Source organism: Methylobacterium terrae (assembly GCF_003173755.1).
GTDB classification, from domain to species: Bacteria; Pseudomonadota; Alphaproteobacteria; order Rhizobiales; family Beijerinckiaceae; genus Methylobacterium; species Methylobacterium terrae.
Map to the genome: position 1 here is coordinate 5,857,431 of NZ_CP029553.1, position 15,376 is coordinate 5,872,806.

Genomic DNA, 15,376 nt, shown 5'->3' on the forward strand with positions numbered 1-15,376 from the left:
GGCCGTCCGGGGCCGAGCGTGTCGGCGTGCGAGCGACGCACCGGTACCGCGGCCGATCGATCGGACGGTGCGCAGTGCCGCCTTCTGACATGGATGAGTTTGAAAATAATGAAATTATCCGTGAATTTTACCGACGGATCGAAAATTTATCAACCCGATGCGGTGGTATTGATTGGAGAAAACGATGTCATCAAATCGCTGGAAAGGGTGGAGGATGATGCAAGATCGGCCGGCTGGCCTGAGGTTCAAAAGGTGAAAAAGACTTTTGCGTTCCGAGGATCGCGATGGGAGCCGTTCGCGGCGCATTGGTCGCAGCATGCAGGGCGATCATCCGATCTCGATCAGGTTCGGCCGCGTGCATACCCCCCGGCCCTTCCCGGGTGTCCTCGCGCGATCGCCTTCTTGCGGCCACAGCGGCGGTTTATCTGCTGCTAAGCAGCGCGGACGGCTTGACGAAAGTACCCGTTTTCGAAAAGTGTGGTGCGACCACGCTCATCGCGAACGTGCGCCTCGATCTCTCGTTCGAAACGGGTCGAGGCGCGGAAGACACGAGGCAGCGCCGAATGAGTTCTTAATCCCGACGTCGGATGCTCGGTCATTTCGTGTCGATCCTGTCACGCGACGAGGGGCGATGAAGCAATTTTTTGATCCGCGGGCATCGATTTTCTGGCGGCGCACGTTTATCTATCGAGCGCTGGGTGCGGTGCGTCGGGAAATCGGTCCCAGGGGGTTTGATCGCTCTTCAGGGGTTCGAAGATGAAGATAGAAGTCACAGTTCGGGTCGAGGAAGATCGGAAGGCTGATCTTCAGAGAGTCGTAGAGGATCTGCGGCATGCCGGCCTGTCGAACGTCTCCTGCACGCAACGCTTCGGTATCGTGCATGGCGAAGTCGACGCATCCGGGCGAGACGCGCTGAAGGACGTCGACGGAGTTGCGTCGGTACGGCCTTCAAGCAGCTTCCGTGCGCTCTAGGTGGACAGGCTTCACCTTTTTTGCCGGCGACGAATACCCATCGCCGCAGTAGCATGACGCATGCACCCATCGAATGACGAACAAGGTACGACGATGCCTCCTCTTGTCAAGCAGCTCGGCGCTACGGTTCAGCCGAACGAGCCGATCATCAAGGTGATCATGCCCAGTACAGGGAAGCCTGTGACTTGGCAGCTCAACAGGGAGACGGCCAAGGCGATCGAGAGCGTCGAGCGCAGCAGCCGCAACGCCGAACGCCTGGCCATCAAGCTGTACGGTCGATAAAGCACTTTCTACGACGGAGCGGGCACCACTTCGCCGTAGAAAGTGCGGTAAACTTGACAATTTGAAGCGCCGCGCAATCACGCTGCCGGGGCGCGATACTGGCATGCCGTCCAGAGGGACCGCTCTCCCACCTGCGGTCCCGCGCTGACGCGCGAGGCGATCGGGTCTCGCAGGAAGCCTCCAGCCATCTCGGCGATATCCTGAATACCCCCTTCGAGGCTGCCGCAACCGCATCTCGGGATGAGGCTTCGGGCGCGAGAACCAGGCGTCGCAGATGAAGCGCCTGGTTCTCATGACGTGGTGCATGACGATCGATTGATACTCCAAGACAGTCGGGCGATGCGTCAGGCGCGCGAACCGACTCGGATTTCTCTAGGGAAGAATCGGAGTATATCTTGTTCTCTACGAAGCCGCGCTACGCCGTATTGCAGAGCGATGCCGACTGGAAGTGGCTGCGCAACGAGATCATATTGTCCGGCGATGAAGCGATCGCGGGATCTGACGGTGATCGTGCCGTGGACACGATCATCTCGCTCGTGAGCGGGTTGCCCGTCACGACGGTCGTGATCGAGGAGTTCTATATAGATCGCGATTTTAGCGACGAATATCGTGCTTTTTATGGCAGATTGTTCCGGCAATATCAGCGTGAAACGCGACGACTGCATTTCTTTGCTGACAATCTCACCGTGCCCCTGGAGGGTAACTACGATCACATCGCGAGCGGTCTCGAGGAATCTGCGGCTCGGGGACGGTATCTCGGCTTCGTCGTGCTGCGCCCGATTCGCGACGCGCCGATCGCTCGCGCGGTGTTGAGCGACACCCTCGTGGGCCCTGCCCTGCCCGAGTCCACCGTCCAGGTCAGAACGACCTACACGGCCCATCTGCTCGGAGCATCGCTGCCGGTCAGGACGGTGCCGTTCACCCAGCAGGATCGGCACATGAGCTCTTGCTCGCAGGCCGCCGCATGGGTCTGCGCCCGCCATTTCCACACGCGCCATGCGGAACCCTGGTTCTCCATGGCACGAATCCGCGAGGCCGTGGACCATGATCCCGACGCCGTGGCGGTGCAGTCGATCCCGGCAGGATCGGAGGGTCTGAACGTCGTCGGCCTTCAGCGCGTCCTGCGCCGGATGGGACGCCAGCCGTACTTCATGTCGACGACTTCTCCTGACGGCAAGAAGGTCGGGAGCGACGATCTCATCTGCGCCCTGCACCGGTATGTCGGCTCGGGCATACCGGTCATCGCCGTCATCAAGACCCCGAATTCCGGCGATGCGCATGCGGTCGTCGTCGTCGGCATGACGCATGGGAAGGCGCCGTCGAAGGGAGGGATGAAGCACGCGACGACTGCCATCTTCGTCGACAAGTTCATCGTCCACGATGACCAGCGGGGACCCTTCACGGTCCTGCCGCGCGAGGGCGGAACCAACGGTTACGATCTGCGGAACGTCCCGTTCATCATCGTGCCGCTTCCCGAGAGCGTGGTCGTGAGGGCCGAGGCCGCCGAGTTGAAGGCCTTCCAAGCCCTGGAGGATCTCGCGAAGGGCTGGCACGAGGTGTGTGACGCCAGCGCGCCTCTCCTCGGAACGGCGCCCGAGAACGGGGAGCCGTTCTTCGCGGCACTCGCCGCCGGGCGCGTCCTCGCCAGAACCTACCTGACCTCGGGCTGGAAGTATCAAGCCAGGCTTGCGAGAAACATCGCCCATCCGAATCTCAAATACCGCATATTGACCCAATCGCTGCCCAAGCTGATTTGGGTCACCGAATTCGGTATCGTCGACAACCTCGAGAAACCGGATCCTACGAAGCGCCTGATCTACGCGCATTGCGTCGTCGATGCCATGAGCACGGGAAACCAGGCGCCTCCGATCATGATTCACGTGCCAGGATTCCTCTACACCTGGGTGCAAGGATCCGACTCGTTCTATCCGTCCCATCAATTGGCGAAGTGGATGGTCGCCGACGACCGGCCGTACCGGCCGCGTGCCCGCTTCCTCGATCGGTCGTGACGGCAGCGGCGGGTTCGACCGCCTCGGCACCGCGGCCGGACGACTCCGCCGGGCCAAGTTGTGCGGGCCAAGTCGTGCGCGGATCCGGATGGGGCGGCGCCGCGCGACGTCATGCGAACGGCCGCCCTTGCGGACGGTCGGGAGAGGAGACATCCGGCCGCCGGCGCGTGCCGTCGCGCTGACGGCGCCGCGGAATTGCCGTGCTCCCACCCAGCCGCCTGGCGCCGAAACCTCCCCGGGGCGGCTCTCTCGCGGCGAACCGTCGCTTCCGCCGTCTCCGGGTCGGTGTTCTGTCCGGCTCTCGCACGAAATCCGGTCTTTTGCTTCGCAGGGCGGATTTCGGCGTCGCTCAGGCGTGCGGAGCCGTCGGCTTCACCGCGCGGGCTCGCGATCCCGGTTCCGGAGGTCATCGTTCGGAACCGGAACCATATCGGCGCGCGTTCGGGCTCGCCGCGCGCCTTCGAACGACTCCGGTCGAAGGCGCTGCGGTATCAGTTGCCCCTCAAGGAGCCTGCACCAGGCCGATGCCGATGTCGGACATGTCGCCCGGGATCGTCCGCCTTCCCCTCATGAGGGCGCCCCAAAGCGCCAGGCCTCGGTACGAGGCGTCGATTTCGGCGTAGAGCGCGGCGATGCCAGCGACATGAGGCGTCGCCATGCTCGTTCCTTGCAGGCGCGCGTATTCGCGTGGGCGGCAGAAGCTCGAATAGATGTCGACGCCCGGTCCGCTGATGTCGATGTTCCCGCCCGGACGTGCGCTCCGACCGGCGCAGGAGAAGGGCGCCACCCGCATCTGCGGGTCGACGGCGGCGACGGCCATGATCGAAGGACAGTTCGCCGGCGAGCCCACGGGGGCGACGAGGCCGGGCCGACGGCTCTCGTTGCCCGACGCCGCGATGATCAGGCTCTTGTTCCTCAGAGCATCGACTCCGATGAGCTCGTACTCTTCGAGGAACGGATCGTCCCCCTCGGTCGCCGCCCCGAGCGACATCGAGATGACGTCGCAGCCGTTGTCGAGAGCCCAGGCGAGCCCGGCGATGACCGTCCGGTCGGACCCGAGTCCCGTGTTGGAGAGAACCTTGCCGATGTACAGATCGGCGTCGCAAGCGATGCCGTAGCGAGGAGACCCGGAGGGGCCGGCCGGGCCGCAAGCCGTACCGGCGCAGTGAGTCCCGTGGCCCGCGATGTCGAGCACCAGCTCGCCCGTGAACGAAGCCTCGCCGGCGACACGGCCGACGAAGTCCTTGTGGCCGGTATCCAGGCCCGTATCGAGGATGGCGACCTTGATCGCCCTGCCGGTGAATTTCGAGGCCGGTGTCCGCGTGGCCTGGAGACCCCACGTATAGGCGGATTCGTCGGGCAGGGCCGTCGCGGCCGGAGGCACCGGTCCCGGAACGAGCCCGCCGGTTGCTGGCGCGACGCCGCCGAGCAGATGGCCTACCAGGCCGGACACCCCTTGCAGATAACCCGCGAGATAGTCTCTCGAGCCGGCGACCGGCAGGTCGGTACGGTCCAGGGACGAGATCCGGGCGCCAGAATCCATCTCCATGCCCAGCGCGCGGAAGATGCGCTCCGGCCGCTGGCCGAGGATGGAGCGCTCCTCGCTGCCGGCTGCAACGAAACTCCGGAGGCGCTCCGGGTCGCCGCCCACGACGGCGATGCCGAAGCGCTCGAAGTAGATTGCATCGGCGTCCGGATCGGGCGACGCCCCGCCCCGCTGCAGCTCGCTCGACGAGGCGATGCGCATGCCCGCGGCCTCGATGGCGCCCCGGCCCTTCTTGGCTCCCTCGGGGTTGAGACGGACGACCCGTGCCCCCGTCGTACCCGCGGACAGGTCCAGGCTGCGCACGAAGCGCGAATTCTGGGCCGTCTGCTGCTCCTCCGGTTCAACCTGAGCTGAAACCCGACGACGTCCCCCACCTGAGCTTGTCATTCGTGCCATTCCCTTGCGTCGATTGGCTTGACCGGGCATTCAGACGCACCCGTTGCCAGTGCGGACTTGCCCGGCATACCGGCCGGGTCCGCATCAGGCCACGCTTACTTAGGGACGAGGCGGTCGAGTTCTAGCCTGTGCGGCCGATCCGGCGCGATTTTTCCGATGTCCGGATAAGTATGATTATTGCTTGTGGAAATTCGAGGCGATCAGAATTCCAGAAAGGCAATTTATATTCGCATGGAGGCGTCCATCGTGCGGAATGACTATCTTGTGCGGGGTCGATATATTCCGCGTAAAATATATATATTGATAGTAATTAAAGACCGGGTGAGCCGTGATCCGAATTGGAGATGCTTGCGCACCGTGACTTGTGCGCCGTGACTTGCTCGGAGCGGTCGGGCGGGTCGCACGCGACTGCGTCCGGACGGTGCCGAGGAGCCGCCGGAACCTTCGGTGATGAGGACCGGACGGCTGGCGCCCGCAGGATCACGCCGGGCTGGCAGCCGTCGACAGCCGGAGGAGGCACCGCAGGGCTACGCGTCCTCCCGCAGCGCCTCCGCCACCCGCGCCTCGAGAATGTCCGGCCGGCGCAGGATGAGCGCGCCGCGGGTGCGGTCCACGAGGCCTTCCTGGGCCATCACGGTGAATTCCCGCGTCACCTGCTCGCGGCGGCAGCCGATGCGGGCGGCGAGCACGTGGTGGTAGGGCGGCGGGCTCACGGCGCGCTCGCCGTCGGTGCCGGGCCGGGGCGCGGAGAGGCGCAGCAATTCGGCGTAGAGCCGGTGGCGCAGGTCGAGGACCGCGTGCTCCATCAGCCGGGCGTTGAGCATCCGCACGCGCTTGGCGAGCAGCCGCAGCAGCCGGTCGGCGATCGGGGGGGCGGCGAACACGATCTCGCGAAAGACCGCGGCGGGCACGACGCAGAGCTCGCCGCGGGTGAGCGCCGTGACGTTGGCCGAGCGGCTGACCCCGTCGATGGCGGCGAGCTCGCCGAAGAACTCGCCGGCCCGCATCTCGCCCAGGATCACCTCCTTGCCGGATTGCGTCCGGTTGAGGATCCGCACCTCGCCGGCGGCGAGCAGGTAGACGTCGGTCGAGGCGTCGTCGAAATCGACCAGGATCTCGTTGGCGTCGAACCGGCGCCAGATGCAGCGCGACTCGTAGGAGGTCAGGTCGACGCCCGCATCCTTGAAGAAGGGAAACCCTGCGAGCCGACCCATCTGCTGCCCTCGACCCCCGCGCAACGCCGCGTTGCCCCGCTTATCTAGCCTGACGCCGCCCCGCTCGCCAGGGCGCGGGCGGGGTTCCACCCGGGGCATGTGCCGGACAACCCGCGGTTTTTCCGGTTCTACGCCTTCACGATCGTCGCACCCGTCAGTCCCTCCGCCAGTCCGTGCCGGGCCATGACGTTGCGGGTGTCGACGACGAGCCGGGCGTGCCGCGCCACCAGGGCGTAGTCGACGCCGTCGTGGTCGGTGGCGATCAGCACCGCGTCGACGGCGCCCAGGGTCTCCTCCGTCAAGGCCTCCGAGCGCCGCCCGGCGAGCTCCGGGTGCTCGCGGGTCGCCGGCAGCACCGGCACCAGGGGGTCGTGGTAGAGCGCGACCGCCCCCCGCCCCTCGATCAGCCGGATCAGCTTCAGCGCCGGGCTCTCGCGGGTGTCCTCGACGTTGCGCTTGTAGGCCAGCCCCATGACCAGCACCCGGGCGCCCGAGAAGGCGCGGCCGGTGCGGTCGACGGCCGCCGCCAGGCGCTCGACCACGTGGTAGGGCATCCGGGTGTTGACCTCGCCGGCGAGTTCCACGAAGCGGGCCGGCACGTCGAATTCCCGCGCCTTCCAGGCGAGGTAGAACGGATCGATCGGGATGCAGTGGCCGCCGAGGCCCGGCCCGGGCTGGAACGGCATGAAGCCGAAGGGCTTCGTGGCCGCGGCCTGGATCACCTCCCAGACGTCGATCCCCATGGCGTCGTAGACGAGCTTCAGCTCGTTCACGAGGGCGATGTTGACCGACCGGAAGATGTTCTCGGTGAGCTTCACGGCCTCCGCCGCCGCCGCCGAGGAGACCGGGACGGTGCGCACCACGAGCGCGCCGTAGAGCGCCTCCGCCAGCGCCCGCGCGGCGGCGTCGTCCGCCCCCACCACCTTGGGGATGCGGGCGGTGTCGAACTCGCCGTTGCCCGGATCCTCGCGCTCCGGCGAGTAGGCGAGGAAGAAGTCGTGGCCCGAGCGCAGGCCCCCTTGCTCCAGGATCGGCCGCATCACCTCGTCGGTGGTGCCCGGATAGGTGGTCGATTCGAGCACCACGAGCTGGCCCGGCCGCAAAGCGGCCGCGATGGCGCGGGCCGTGGCCTCGACGTAGGACAGGTCGGGCTCGCGGTGGCGGGTGAGCGGCGTCGGCACGCAGATCAGCACCGCGTCGGGCTCGCGAAGCCGCGCCATGTCGCCGGTGGCCTGGAAGGTGCCGGCGGCGAGCGCCGGACCGAGCGCCTCGCCCGGGATGTGGTGGAACGCCCCCTCGCCCCGGTTGAGCGCCGCGACGCGACCGGGATCGACGTCGAAGCCGAGCACCGGGAAACCGGCCCGGAGCGCGGCCAAAGCCAGCGGCAGCCCGACATAGCCGAGGCCGACGATGCCGATCAGGGCCCGGCGCTCGGCGAGGAGCGCGCTCAAGGTCTCGGAAGGGGACGTCATGGCGGGTCCGGGCTCAGGCATCATGGCTCCGCTTACACGGTGCGGTGCCCCGCGCTGTCAACACGGGTGCCCGCCCCTTGCCTCCGATGCGCGCCGCCCCCACAACGCCGCCATGCTCCGCGTCAACGACCTCACCTACCGGATCGGCGACCGCCTGATCCTCGACCAAGCCGGCTTCGCCCTGCCCGAGCGGGCGCGGGTCGGGATCGTCGGGCGCAACGGCGCCGGCAAGACCACCCTGTTCCGGATCATCCAGGGCGACATTCCCACGGAGGGCGGCACGATCGGCCTGCCGAAGGGCACCCGGATCGGCGGCGTGGCGCAGGAGGCCCCGGCCGGCCCCGAGACCCTGCACGCGGTGGTGCTCGCCGCCGACACCGAGCGCACGCGGCTGATGCAGGAGGCCGAGACCGCCGACGGCCTGCGCCGGGCCGAGATCGAGACGCGGCTCGTCGACATCGACGCCCATTCGGCCCCGGCGCGAGCCGCCGCGATCCTGCACGGCCTCGGCTTCGACGCCGACGCGCAGGCGCGGCCCTGCTCCGACTTCTCCGGCGGCTGGCGGATGCGGGTGGCGCTCGCCGCGGTCTTGTTCTCCGAGCCGGACCTGCTGCTCCTCGACGAGCCGACCAACTACCTCGACATCGAGGGCACGCTCTGGCTCTACGACTACCTCGAGCGCTATCCGCGCACCGCGGTGATCATCAGCCACGACCGGGACCTCCTCGATACGTCCGTCGACCACATCCTCCATCTCGACCGCGGCAAGCTCACGCTCTATCGCGGCGGCTACACCTCGTTCGCCCGCCAGCTCGCCGAGAAGCGCACGCTCCAGGCCAAGGCCCGGGTGAAGCAGGAGGCCGAGCGCGCCCACCTCCAGAGCTTCGTCGACCGCTTCAAGGCCAAGGCCACCAAGGCGCGCCAGGCCCAGTCGCGGATGAAGCGGCTCGCCAAGATGGAGCCGATCGCCGCGCTCATCGAGGACGACGTGCCGGTGATCCACCTGCCGAGCCCGGAGCGCGCCCTGTCGCCGCCCCTCGTCGCGATGGAGCGGGTCCAGGCCGGCTATCCCGACCGCACGGTGCTGACCGGCCTCAACCTCACGCTCGCCCCCGACGACCGGGTCGCCTTGCTCGGCGCCAACGGCAACGGCAAGTCGACCTTCTGCAAGCTCATCGGCGGCCGGCTCGATCCCCTGTCGGGCGAGGTGCGGCGCTGGGCCAAGATGAACGTCGCCTACTTCGCCCAGCACCAGCTCGACGAATTGCGCCCGGCCGAGAGCGCCTACGCCCATGTCCGCGACCTGATGCCGGACGTGCCGGAGGCGCGTGCCCGCGCGGCGGCGGCCCGCCTCGGCTTCCCCGGCCACAAGGCCGACACCCCGGTCTCGCAGCTCTCCGGCGGCGAGAAGGCGCGGCTCCTGATGGGGCTCGCCGCCTTCCACGGTCCCCACCTCCTGATCCTCGACGAGCCGACCAACCACCTCGACATCGAGAGCCGCCAGGCCCTCGTCGAGGCGATCAACGACTACGAGGGCGCGGTGATCCTGGTGAGCCACGACCGCTTCCTGGTCGAGGCCTGCGCCGACCGGCTCTGGCTCGTGCGCAACGGCACCGTGAAGCCCTTCGACGGCGACATGGACGATTACCGCCGCCTGGTGCTCGCCGGCCCGGAGAGCGAGGCGCAGAAGTCCCAGGAACCGACCGGCGGCGCGAAGGCGGTCGAGCGCCGCTCCAACGCCGAGCGCCGGGCGGCGCTCGCGCCGATGCGCCGCAAGCTCGAGGCCGTGGAGGCGCGGATGGCCAAGCTCTCGGCCGCCATCGCCAAGATCGACGCGGCGCTCGCCGACGGCACCGCCTTCCGCACCGACGCCGCCAAGGCCGGCGAGCTCGCCCGCATGCGGGCGGAGGCCGCGTCGGCCCTGGGGAGCGCCGAGGAGGAATGGCTGGAGGTGAGCGAGGAACTGGAGGGGGAGGCGTGAGTGACGATCATCGCGGCGTCCTCCCGGCGCTTGCCCGCCTTCCGCCTGCCGCCCTACACACAGTGCTCTCGCACCGGAGGATCGGGCCGTGACGGATCTGCGTCTGCTCTGCTTTGCCAAGGGGCGTCCCGGCCTGTGGGAGGCCGTCTGCGTCGATCTCGACATCGCCGTGCAGGCAGAGACGCAGGACGAGGTGCTGGCCCTGATGCGGACCTCCATCGACGCGTACCTGCATTCGCTCGAAGCGGAGGAGCCGGCGGTCCGCGAGCGCCTGCTGCGGCGGCGCGCGCCCTGGCACGTCCGCACGCGCCTGCTTCTCGGCTTCATGTGGCACACCCTCACGCGCCGCAGCCGGGACGACTACCGGGCGAGCTACGAGCTGCCGTGCCACGCCTGAAATGCACGTTCCAGGACGTACGCGACATCCTGCACGCTCACGGCTTCGTCCTCGTGCGCCAGAACGGCACCAGCCATGCGCAGTACAGAGGCGTCGTGAACGGCGAGGTCCGCATGACGACCGTGGCGGGGAAGCCGTCCGATGACGTCAATCCTGATACCTTGAGTTCGATCATCCGTCAGTCCGGCCTGCCGAAGAAGCTGTTTCGGAAATAAGGCAGCGCCCCGCCGCCCCGAGAAACCTCCAACATCCCTCGCGTGACGACTTCATCCATGACCACCCCCTCCTACGTCCTCTCCCTCTCCTGCACCAACGTCCCGGGGATCGTGGCCGGCGTGTCGGCCTACCTGTTCGAGGCCGGCTGCAACATCCTCGACGCGCAGCAATTCGACGACGTCGAGACCGGCCGCTTCTTCATGCGGATCGTGTTCAACCCGGTCCGGGGCGAGCCGGGGCGGGACGCCCTGGCGCAGGGCTTCGAGGCGGTCGCGGCGCGCTTCGGCATGGACTGGACCTTGCGCGACCGGGCCGAGCGGCGCCGCGTGATGCTGCTCGTCTCGCGCTTCGACCACTGCCTCAACGACCTCCTCTATCGCTGGCGCATCGGCGAATTGCCGATGGACATCTGCGCCGTGGTCTCGAACTACCCGCGCGAGATCTACGGCGCGGCCGATCTCGCGGGAGTCCCGTTCCACCACCTGCCGATCACGCCGGACACCAAGCCCCGGCAGGAGGCCGCCCTGTGGCGGCTCGTCGAGGAGACCGGCGCCGAACTGGTCGTGCTCGCCCGCTACATGCAGATCCTGTCGGACGACCTCTCCCAGAAGCTGTCGGGCCGCTGCATCAACATCCACCACTCGTTCCTGCCCGGCTTCAAGGGCGCGAGGCCCTACCACCAGGCCCATGCGCGCGGCGTGAAGCTGATCGGCGCGACCTCGCACCTCGTCACCGGCGACCTCGACGAGGGGCCGATCATCGAGCAGGACGTCGAGCGCATCTCGCACCGCGACACCCCCGACGACCTCGTGCGCAAGGGCCGCGACATCGAGCGCCGGGTGCTCGCCCGTGCCGTCCGCTACGTGCTCGAGGACCGGGTGATCGCCAACGGCGCCAAGACGGTGGTGTTCACGGACTAGCCGCGAGCGACGGGTCCTCCGCCAGGAGCCGGGCGATCGCCTCCTCCTGGTAGCGCTTCACGTCGAAGCGGTCGCCCGGCAGGCGCGCCATGTAGCGCTCCGCCGATTCGGTGACGAGGAGGTCGGGCCGCAGCCGCGCGACGAGGTCCCAGTCGACCTCCGCCGACCAGACGAAGTGCACCTCGCGGAAGGTCTCGGCGAGCATGGCGGTCAGGCCGCTCTCGCCGTAGCCCGAGTAGGACGAGCCGAACAGGAGCAGCCGGCGCGGGTCCGCCGTGGGATCGTCGTTGCGGTATCCGACCGCGACGCCGGTATGGAGGTCGAGCGCCGGATGGCGCCGGGCCAGGGCGTGGAGCGGGCTCCTCTCCGCCACGCGGGCCCGAAGCGGGATCACGTGCAGGTCGCGGGTCTCCGGCACCGGGAATTGCAGCTTCTCGCCGAGGTCCATGATCCGCGTGGCGGTGACGACCGGGCGGGTCGGCAGGAGGTCGTCGAGCGGCGCCGCGCCGCCGGCCGCGCAGAGCGCCCGGTAGGCGATGAGGGTGCCGTGCGAGGTCCAGTGGGTGTCGGTGCGGTAGTACAGGTCGGTCGTGTCGCGCGCGGCCCGCAGGGGCGTGAGGGCGTCCACCCACAGCCGCCGTCCGGCGGCCGAGAGGCGCAGGAGCCGGGCCAGCCGGCGCGCCGGCGAGCGCGCCGCCCGGACCGGGCCGCGGCCGAAGAAGTGCCGGTCGTAGACGCTCAGCTTCTCGGGCGAGACGAGGTGGAGGTAGCGCAGGCCGAGCCCCTCGGCCCGGGCGGCGCGCGCCAGCAGCAGCCGGCGCCAGCCCCGCAGCATCCGCCACACCGCGAGGTCGGTGCGGTAGAGGTCCGCCGCGCCGTTGCTGCCGCCGGTGAGGAACAGCCAGCCGTCCTTCCCGATGTGGAACATCCCGGGATCCCTCACAGGATCGTCCGGTTCGCCCGCGTCCGGCGGCCGATGACCGCGTAGAGCGTGCGCGTCCGGCCGTCGTGCCGGCTTCGGCGATACGCGACCCGCGTCTCGCTGAAGCCGATGACGTGGAGCCAGTGCACGACCGTCCGCGGCGGGATCCGCCACCAGGCCTCGAACGGGTTGCCGCGGCCCGGCCGGGGCAGGAAGACCAGGGGCGCGTCGCTCCCGCCCTCGGCGAGACGCCCGAGCAGGGAGCGGCGCGGCATCAGGCCGGTGATCACGGCGGTCTCCTGGACGAGGCGCAGGGCGCCGTGCAGGGCGCGGAACGGGTCGCGGAGATGGGGCAGCGCCCCGATCACCGCGGCATCGACCGGGCCGATCCCCGCGGGGATGTCGTAGAGGTCGCCCTCGATCCGCGCGGCGCGCGAGCCCAGCGCCGCGTGGCAGAACCGGTAGGCGCGGGCGATCCGGACCTGGTGCGCGTCGAGCAGGGGCACGAGGTGCGAGGCGGGCACGCCGTCGCAGAACGGCACGAGGTCCCAGTGCCGGCCTCCGGCGCGGTCGTAGGACACCACCTCGGCGCCGAGCGCCTCCAGGGCGAAGCTGGTGAAGCCGCTGAGGGCGGCGACGTCGAGCACCCGCTTGCCGTGGAGCGGCACGCCGGCGAGGCAGGCCGGGAAGGCGTCGCGCAGGTCGATCTCGCCCCGCAGGGTGCCGTGGCCCGGGACGTCGATCGTGTGCGTGAGATGCAGAGTCTCAGGCAACTCCTCAGAGTGGCCCGCGGCGGCGGGATCGCAGTCCGGCATGTCCGTCCGGGCCTCTCCCGTCCAGGCGTCGATACTGCCCGGGCGGGTACCATTTCGGTGCCGGGGCGGCAACGCGGCCGCCGCGCGCCGCTCGGCGTAAACTGCTCGGCGCTCGCCGCTTGGCGTCGCCCACCCCGGCAGGGTAAGCCCGCGTCACGATCCCCGAGCGGGCACCGCCCGCGCGACGACCCGGAGTTCCAAGACGATGTCCGACCTCACCCTCGACGCCGCCTCGACCATCGTGACCGCCGCCCTCGAGGCCGGCCGCGAGCTCGGGCTCAAGCCCCTGGCGGTGGTGGTGCTCGACGCCCGCGGCGCCCTCAAGGCGGCGGGCGTGGAGGACGGCACCAGCCTCAAGCGCTCCGAGATCGCCGCCGGCAAGGCCAACGGCGCGCTCGCCCTCGGCATCGGCTCGCGCGCCATCGCCAAGCGGGCCGAGGAGCAGGCCTACTTCGTCGCCGCCGTGACCCACGTCGCGGGGCCGGCCGGCCTGATCCCGGTCCCGGGCGGCGTGCTGATCAAGCGCGACGGCACGCTCGTCGGCGCCGTCGGCATCTCGGGCGACACCTCGGACAACGACGAGAAGGCGGCCCTCGCCGGAATCGCCGCCGCCGGGCTCCAGGCCGAGACCGGCGCCTGAGCCGAACGATGCGGCGGCGCGACGTCCTGGCGGCCTTGAGCGCCGCCGCCCTGGCGGCTCCCGCCCGCGCCGCCGCGCCCGCCGCCTACCGGCGCGGCAACGGCGCCGATCCCGAGACCCTCGATCCGCACAAGACCTCGACGGTGGCCGAGGCGACGATCCTCCTCGACCTCTACGAGGGCCTGAGCGCCTACGGCCCCGACGGCAACCTGGTGCCCGGGGCGGCCGCGGGCTGGACCACCTCGGCCGACGGCCTGACCTGGACCTTCTCGTTGCGCCCCGACGGGCGCTGGTCGAACGGAGACCCCGTCGTCGCCGACGACTTCGTGCACGGCTTCCGGCGCATGCTCGATCCGGCGACGGGGGCGAAGTACGCCAGCGTGCTGGCGCCGATCCTGAACGCCGAGGCGGTCAATCGCGGGGAGAAGCCGGTCGAGGCGACCGGCGTCTCCGCCCCCGACCCGCTGACCGTGGTGATCCGGCTGGCGCAGCCGACGCCCTACTTCGTCGAGCTGATGGCCCACCAGGCGAGCACGCCGGTCCACCGTCCCTCGCTCGCCCGCCACCGCGACGCCTTCACGCGGCCCGGCAACCTGGTGTCGAACGGCGCCTACCTGCTCAAGGACTTCTCGCCGAACGACCGCATCACGGCGATCCGCAACCCGCATTACCGCGAGGCCGCGACGGTCGCGATCCCCCAGGTCGAGTACATCCCGACGCCGGATCTCGCCGCCGCGGTGCGCCGCTTCGCCGCCGGCGAGATCGATTCGCTGGAAGACCTGCCCGCCGACCAGGTGAAGGCGCTGAAAGCCCGCTTCGGCGCGGGCGTGATCCTCAACCCCGCCCTCGGCGTGCTCGCGCTGATGGTCAACGTGAGGAAGCGCCCCCTCGACGACGCGCGGGTGCGCCGCGCCCTGTCGCTCGCCCTCGACCGCGAGTTCCTGGCCGAGGCGGTGTGGGGCGAGACGATGCTGCCGGCCTATTCCCTGACGCCCGACGGTCTCGACAACGCGCTCCCGCCCCCCGCGATGCCGGGCCGGGACCTCTCGCCGCTGGAGCGCGAGGACGCGGCGGTCGCGCTCCTGCGCGAGGCCGGCCACGGTCCGGGCGGGGCACCGCTCGCGGTCGAGCTGCGCTACAACATCACCGACAACAACCGGAACACCATGGTGGCGATCGCCGACATGTGGCGGCCGCTCAACGTGACGACCGCCTTCGCCGCCACCGACGCCAAGACCCACTTCGCCTACCTGCGCGACGGCGGCCCGTTCGACATCGCCCGGATGAGCTGGCTCGCCGACTACGCCGACCCGCAGAACTTCCTGTTCCTGGTCGAGAGCGGCAACGACGGCTTCAACTCGGGGCATTACGCCAACCCGGCCTACGACGCCCTGATGCGCGACGCCGCCCGCGAGACCGACCTCGAGGCCCGGGCCCGGATCCTGTACCGGGCGGAAGAGCTCTTCCTCGCCGACCTGCCCTGGATCCCGCTGCTGCATTACCGGCACAAGCACCTGATCGGGCCGCGCCTGCGCGGCTTTACGCCGAACCTGCGCGGCGTCTCGCCGACGCGCTGGCTCTCGCTCGCATGAGT

Annotated in this window: 13 protein-coding genes; 8 read left to right on the forward strand and 5 right to left on the reverse strand. The window is 69.3% G+C overall.

The annotated features are described in order from the left end of the window. The first annotated feature begins 1,032 nt into the window (after positions 1 to 1,032). The gene (locus DK419_RS28965) at positions 1,033 to 1,254 is read left to right on the forward strand and encodes a hypothetical protein (protein ID WP_162561439.1); all 222 of its coding nucleotides are present in this window, start codon (positions 1,033 to 1,035) and stop codon (positions 1,252 to 1,254) included. A 395-nt stretch (positions 1,255 to 1,649) separates the two neighbouring features. Then, positions 1,650 to 3,263: a hypothetical protein gene (locus DK419_RS27080; protein WP_162561440.1), complete on the forward strand. Its 1,614-nt coding sequence runs from the start codon at positions 1,650 to 1,652 to the stop codon at positions 3,261 to 3,263. A gap of 502 nt (positions 3,264 to 3,765) precedes the next feature. Here DK419_RS27080 and DK419_RS27085 read toward each other — a convergent pair. From DK419_RS27085 to DK419_RS27095, 3 genes are all read right to left on the reverse strand, one after another. Next, on the reverse strand, positions 3,766 to 5,112 hold the full coding sequence (locus DK419_RS27085; RefSeq protein WP_245442744.1) for a S8 family serine peptidase: 1,347 nt from the start codon (positions 5,110 to 5,112) through the stop codon (positions 3,766 to 3,768). A gap of 620 nt (positions 5,113 to 5,732) precedes the next feature. Then, complete coding sequence (locus tag DK419_RS27090; RefSeq protein ID WP_109961818.1) at positions 5,733 to 6,419, reverse strand: Crp/Fnr family transcriptional regulator; 687 nt, start codon at positions 6,417 to 6,419, stop codon at positions 5,733 to 5,735. A 128-nt stretch (positions 6,420 to 6,547) separates the two neighbouring features. Further along, positions 6,548 to 7,891 (reverse strand): nucleotide sugar dehydrogenase, encoded by a 1,344-nt coding sequence (locus DK419_RS27095; protein WP_109961819.1) that lies wholly within the window; start codon positions 7,889 to 7,891, stop codon positions 6,548 to 6,550. Positions 7,892 to 8,003: 112 nt separating this feature from the next. Here DK419_RS27095 and DK419_RS27100 point away from each other — a divergent pair, with 112 nt between their 5' ends. The 4 genes from DK419_RS27100 to purU all read left to right on the forward strand — a co-directional run bounded on the left by DK419_RS27100 (position 8,004) and on the right by purU (position 11,405). After that, positions 8,004 to 9,872 carry an ABC-F family ATP-binding cassette domain-containing protein gene (locus DK419_RS27100; protein ID WP_109961820.1) on the forward strand — a complete coding sequence of 623 codons (1,869 nt, stop codon included), beginning with the start codon at positions 8,004 to 8,006 and terminating at the stop codon, positions 9,870 to 9,872. Positions 9,873 to 9,960: 88 nt separating this feature from the next. Beyond that, a complete protein-coding gene (locus DK419_RS27105; protein ID WP_109961821.1) occupies positions 9,961 to 10,269 on the forward strand; it encodes a hypothetical protein in 309 nt (102 codons plus the stop codon). Then, positions 10,257 to 10,484: a type II toxin-antitoxin system HicA family toxin gene (locus DK419_RS27110; RefSeq protein ID WP_245442745.1), complete on the forward strand. Its 228-nt coding sequence runs from the start codon at positions 10,257 to 10,259 to the stop codon at positions 10,482 to 10,484. Before DK419_RS27105 ends, DK419_RS27110 begins: the two co-directional genes overlap by 13 nt. Before the next feature lie 57 nt (positions 10,485 to 10,541). Then, complete coding sequence (gene purU / locus DK419_RS27115) at positions 10,542 to 11,405, forward strand: formyltetrahydrofolate deformylase (protein WP_109961822.1); 864 nt, start codon at positions 10,542 to 10,544, stop codon at positions 11,403 to 11,405. Here purU and DK419_RS27120 read toward each other — a convergent pair. Together DK419_RS27120 and DK419_RS27125 are read right to left on the reverse strand one after the other, a co-directional pair. After that, positions 11,395 to 12,333: an alginate O-acetyltransferase AlgX-related protein gene (locus tag DK419_RS27120; RefSeq protein ID WP_109961823.1), complete on the reverse strand. Its 939-nt coding sequence runs from the start codon at positions 12,331 to 12,333 to the stop codon at positions 11,395 to 11,397. The two genes, purU and DK419_RS27120, sit on opposite strands and share 11 nt — an antisense overlap. Positions 12,334 to 12,344: 11 nt before the next feature. Beyond that, the gene (locus DK419_RS27125; RefSeq protein WP_162561441.1) at positions 12,345 to 13,100 is read right to left on the reverse strand and encodes a class I SAM-dependent methyltransferase; all 756 of its coding nucleotides are present in this window, start codon (positions 13,098 to 13,100) and stop codon (positions 12,345 to 12,347) included. 247 nt (positions 13,101 to 13,347) lie between these two features. Here DK419_RS27125 and DK419_RS27130 point away from each other — a divergent pair, with 247 nt between their 5' ends. After that, positions 13,348 to 13,782, forward strand: a complete 435-nt coding sequence (locus DK419_RS27130; protein ID WP_109962542.1) for a GlcG/HbpS family heme-binding protein — start codon at positions 13,348 to 13,350, stop codon at positions 13,780 to 13,782. Positions 13,783 to 13,790: 8 nt separating this feature from the next. After that, entirely contained in the window at positions 13,791 to 15,374 is a 1,584-nt protein-coding gene (locus tag DK419_RS27135; protein ID WP_167450852.1) for a peptide ABC transporter substrate-binding protein, read from the forward strand. The last annotated feature ends 2 nt before the right edge of the window (positions 15,375 to 15,376 follow it).

Coding starts and splice junctions, on each gene's coding strand:
- DK419_RS28965 (WP_162561439.1), top strand. CDS start 1,033: ATGCACCCATCGAATGACGAACAAGGTACGACGATGCCTCCTCTTGTC.
- purU (WP_109961822.1), top strand. CDS start 10,542: ATGACCACCCCCTCCTACGTCCTCTCCCTCTCCTGCACCAACGTCCCG.
- DK419_RS27090 (WP_109961818.1), bottom strand. CDS start 6,419: ATGGGTCGGCTCGCAGGGTTTCCCTTCTTCAAGGATGCGGGCGTCGAC.
- DK419_RS27120 (WP_109961823.1), bottom strand. CDS start 12,333: ATGTTCCACATCGGGAAGGACGGCTGGCTGTTCCTCACCGGCGGCAGC.
- DK419_RS27130 (WP_109962542.1), top strand. CDS start 13,348: ATGTCCGACCTCACCCTCGACGCCGCCTCGACCATCGTGACCGCCGCC.
- DK419_RS27095 (WP_109961819.1), bottom strand. CDS start 7,891: ATGACGTCCCCTTCCGAGACCTTGAGCGCGCTCCTCGCCGAGCGCCGG.
- DK419_RS27100 (WP_109961820.1), top strand. CDS start 8,004: ATGCTCCGCGTCAACGACCTCACCTACCGGATCGGCGACCGCCTGATC.
- DK419_RS27135 (WP_167450852.1), top strand. CDS start 13,791: ATGCGGCGGCGCGACGTCCTGGCGGCCTTGAGCGCCGCCGCCCTGGCG.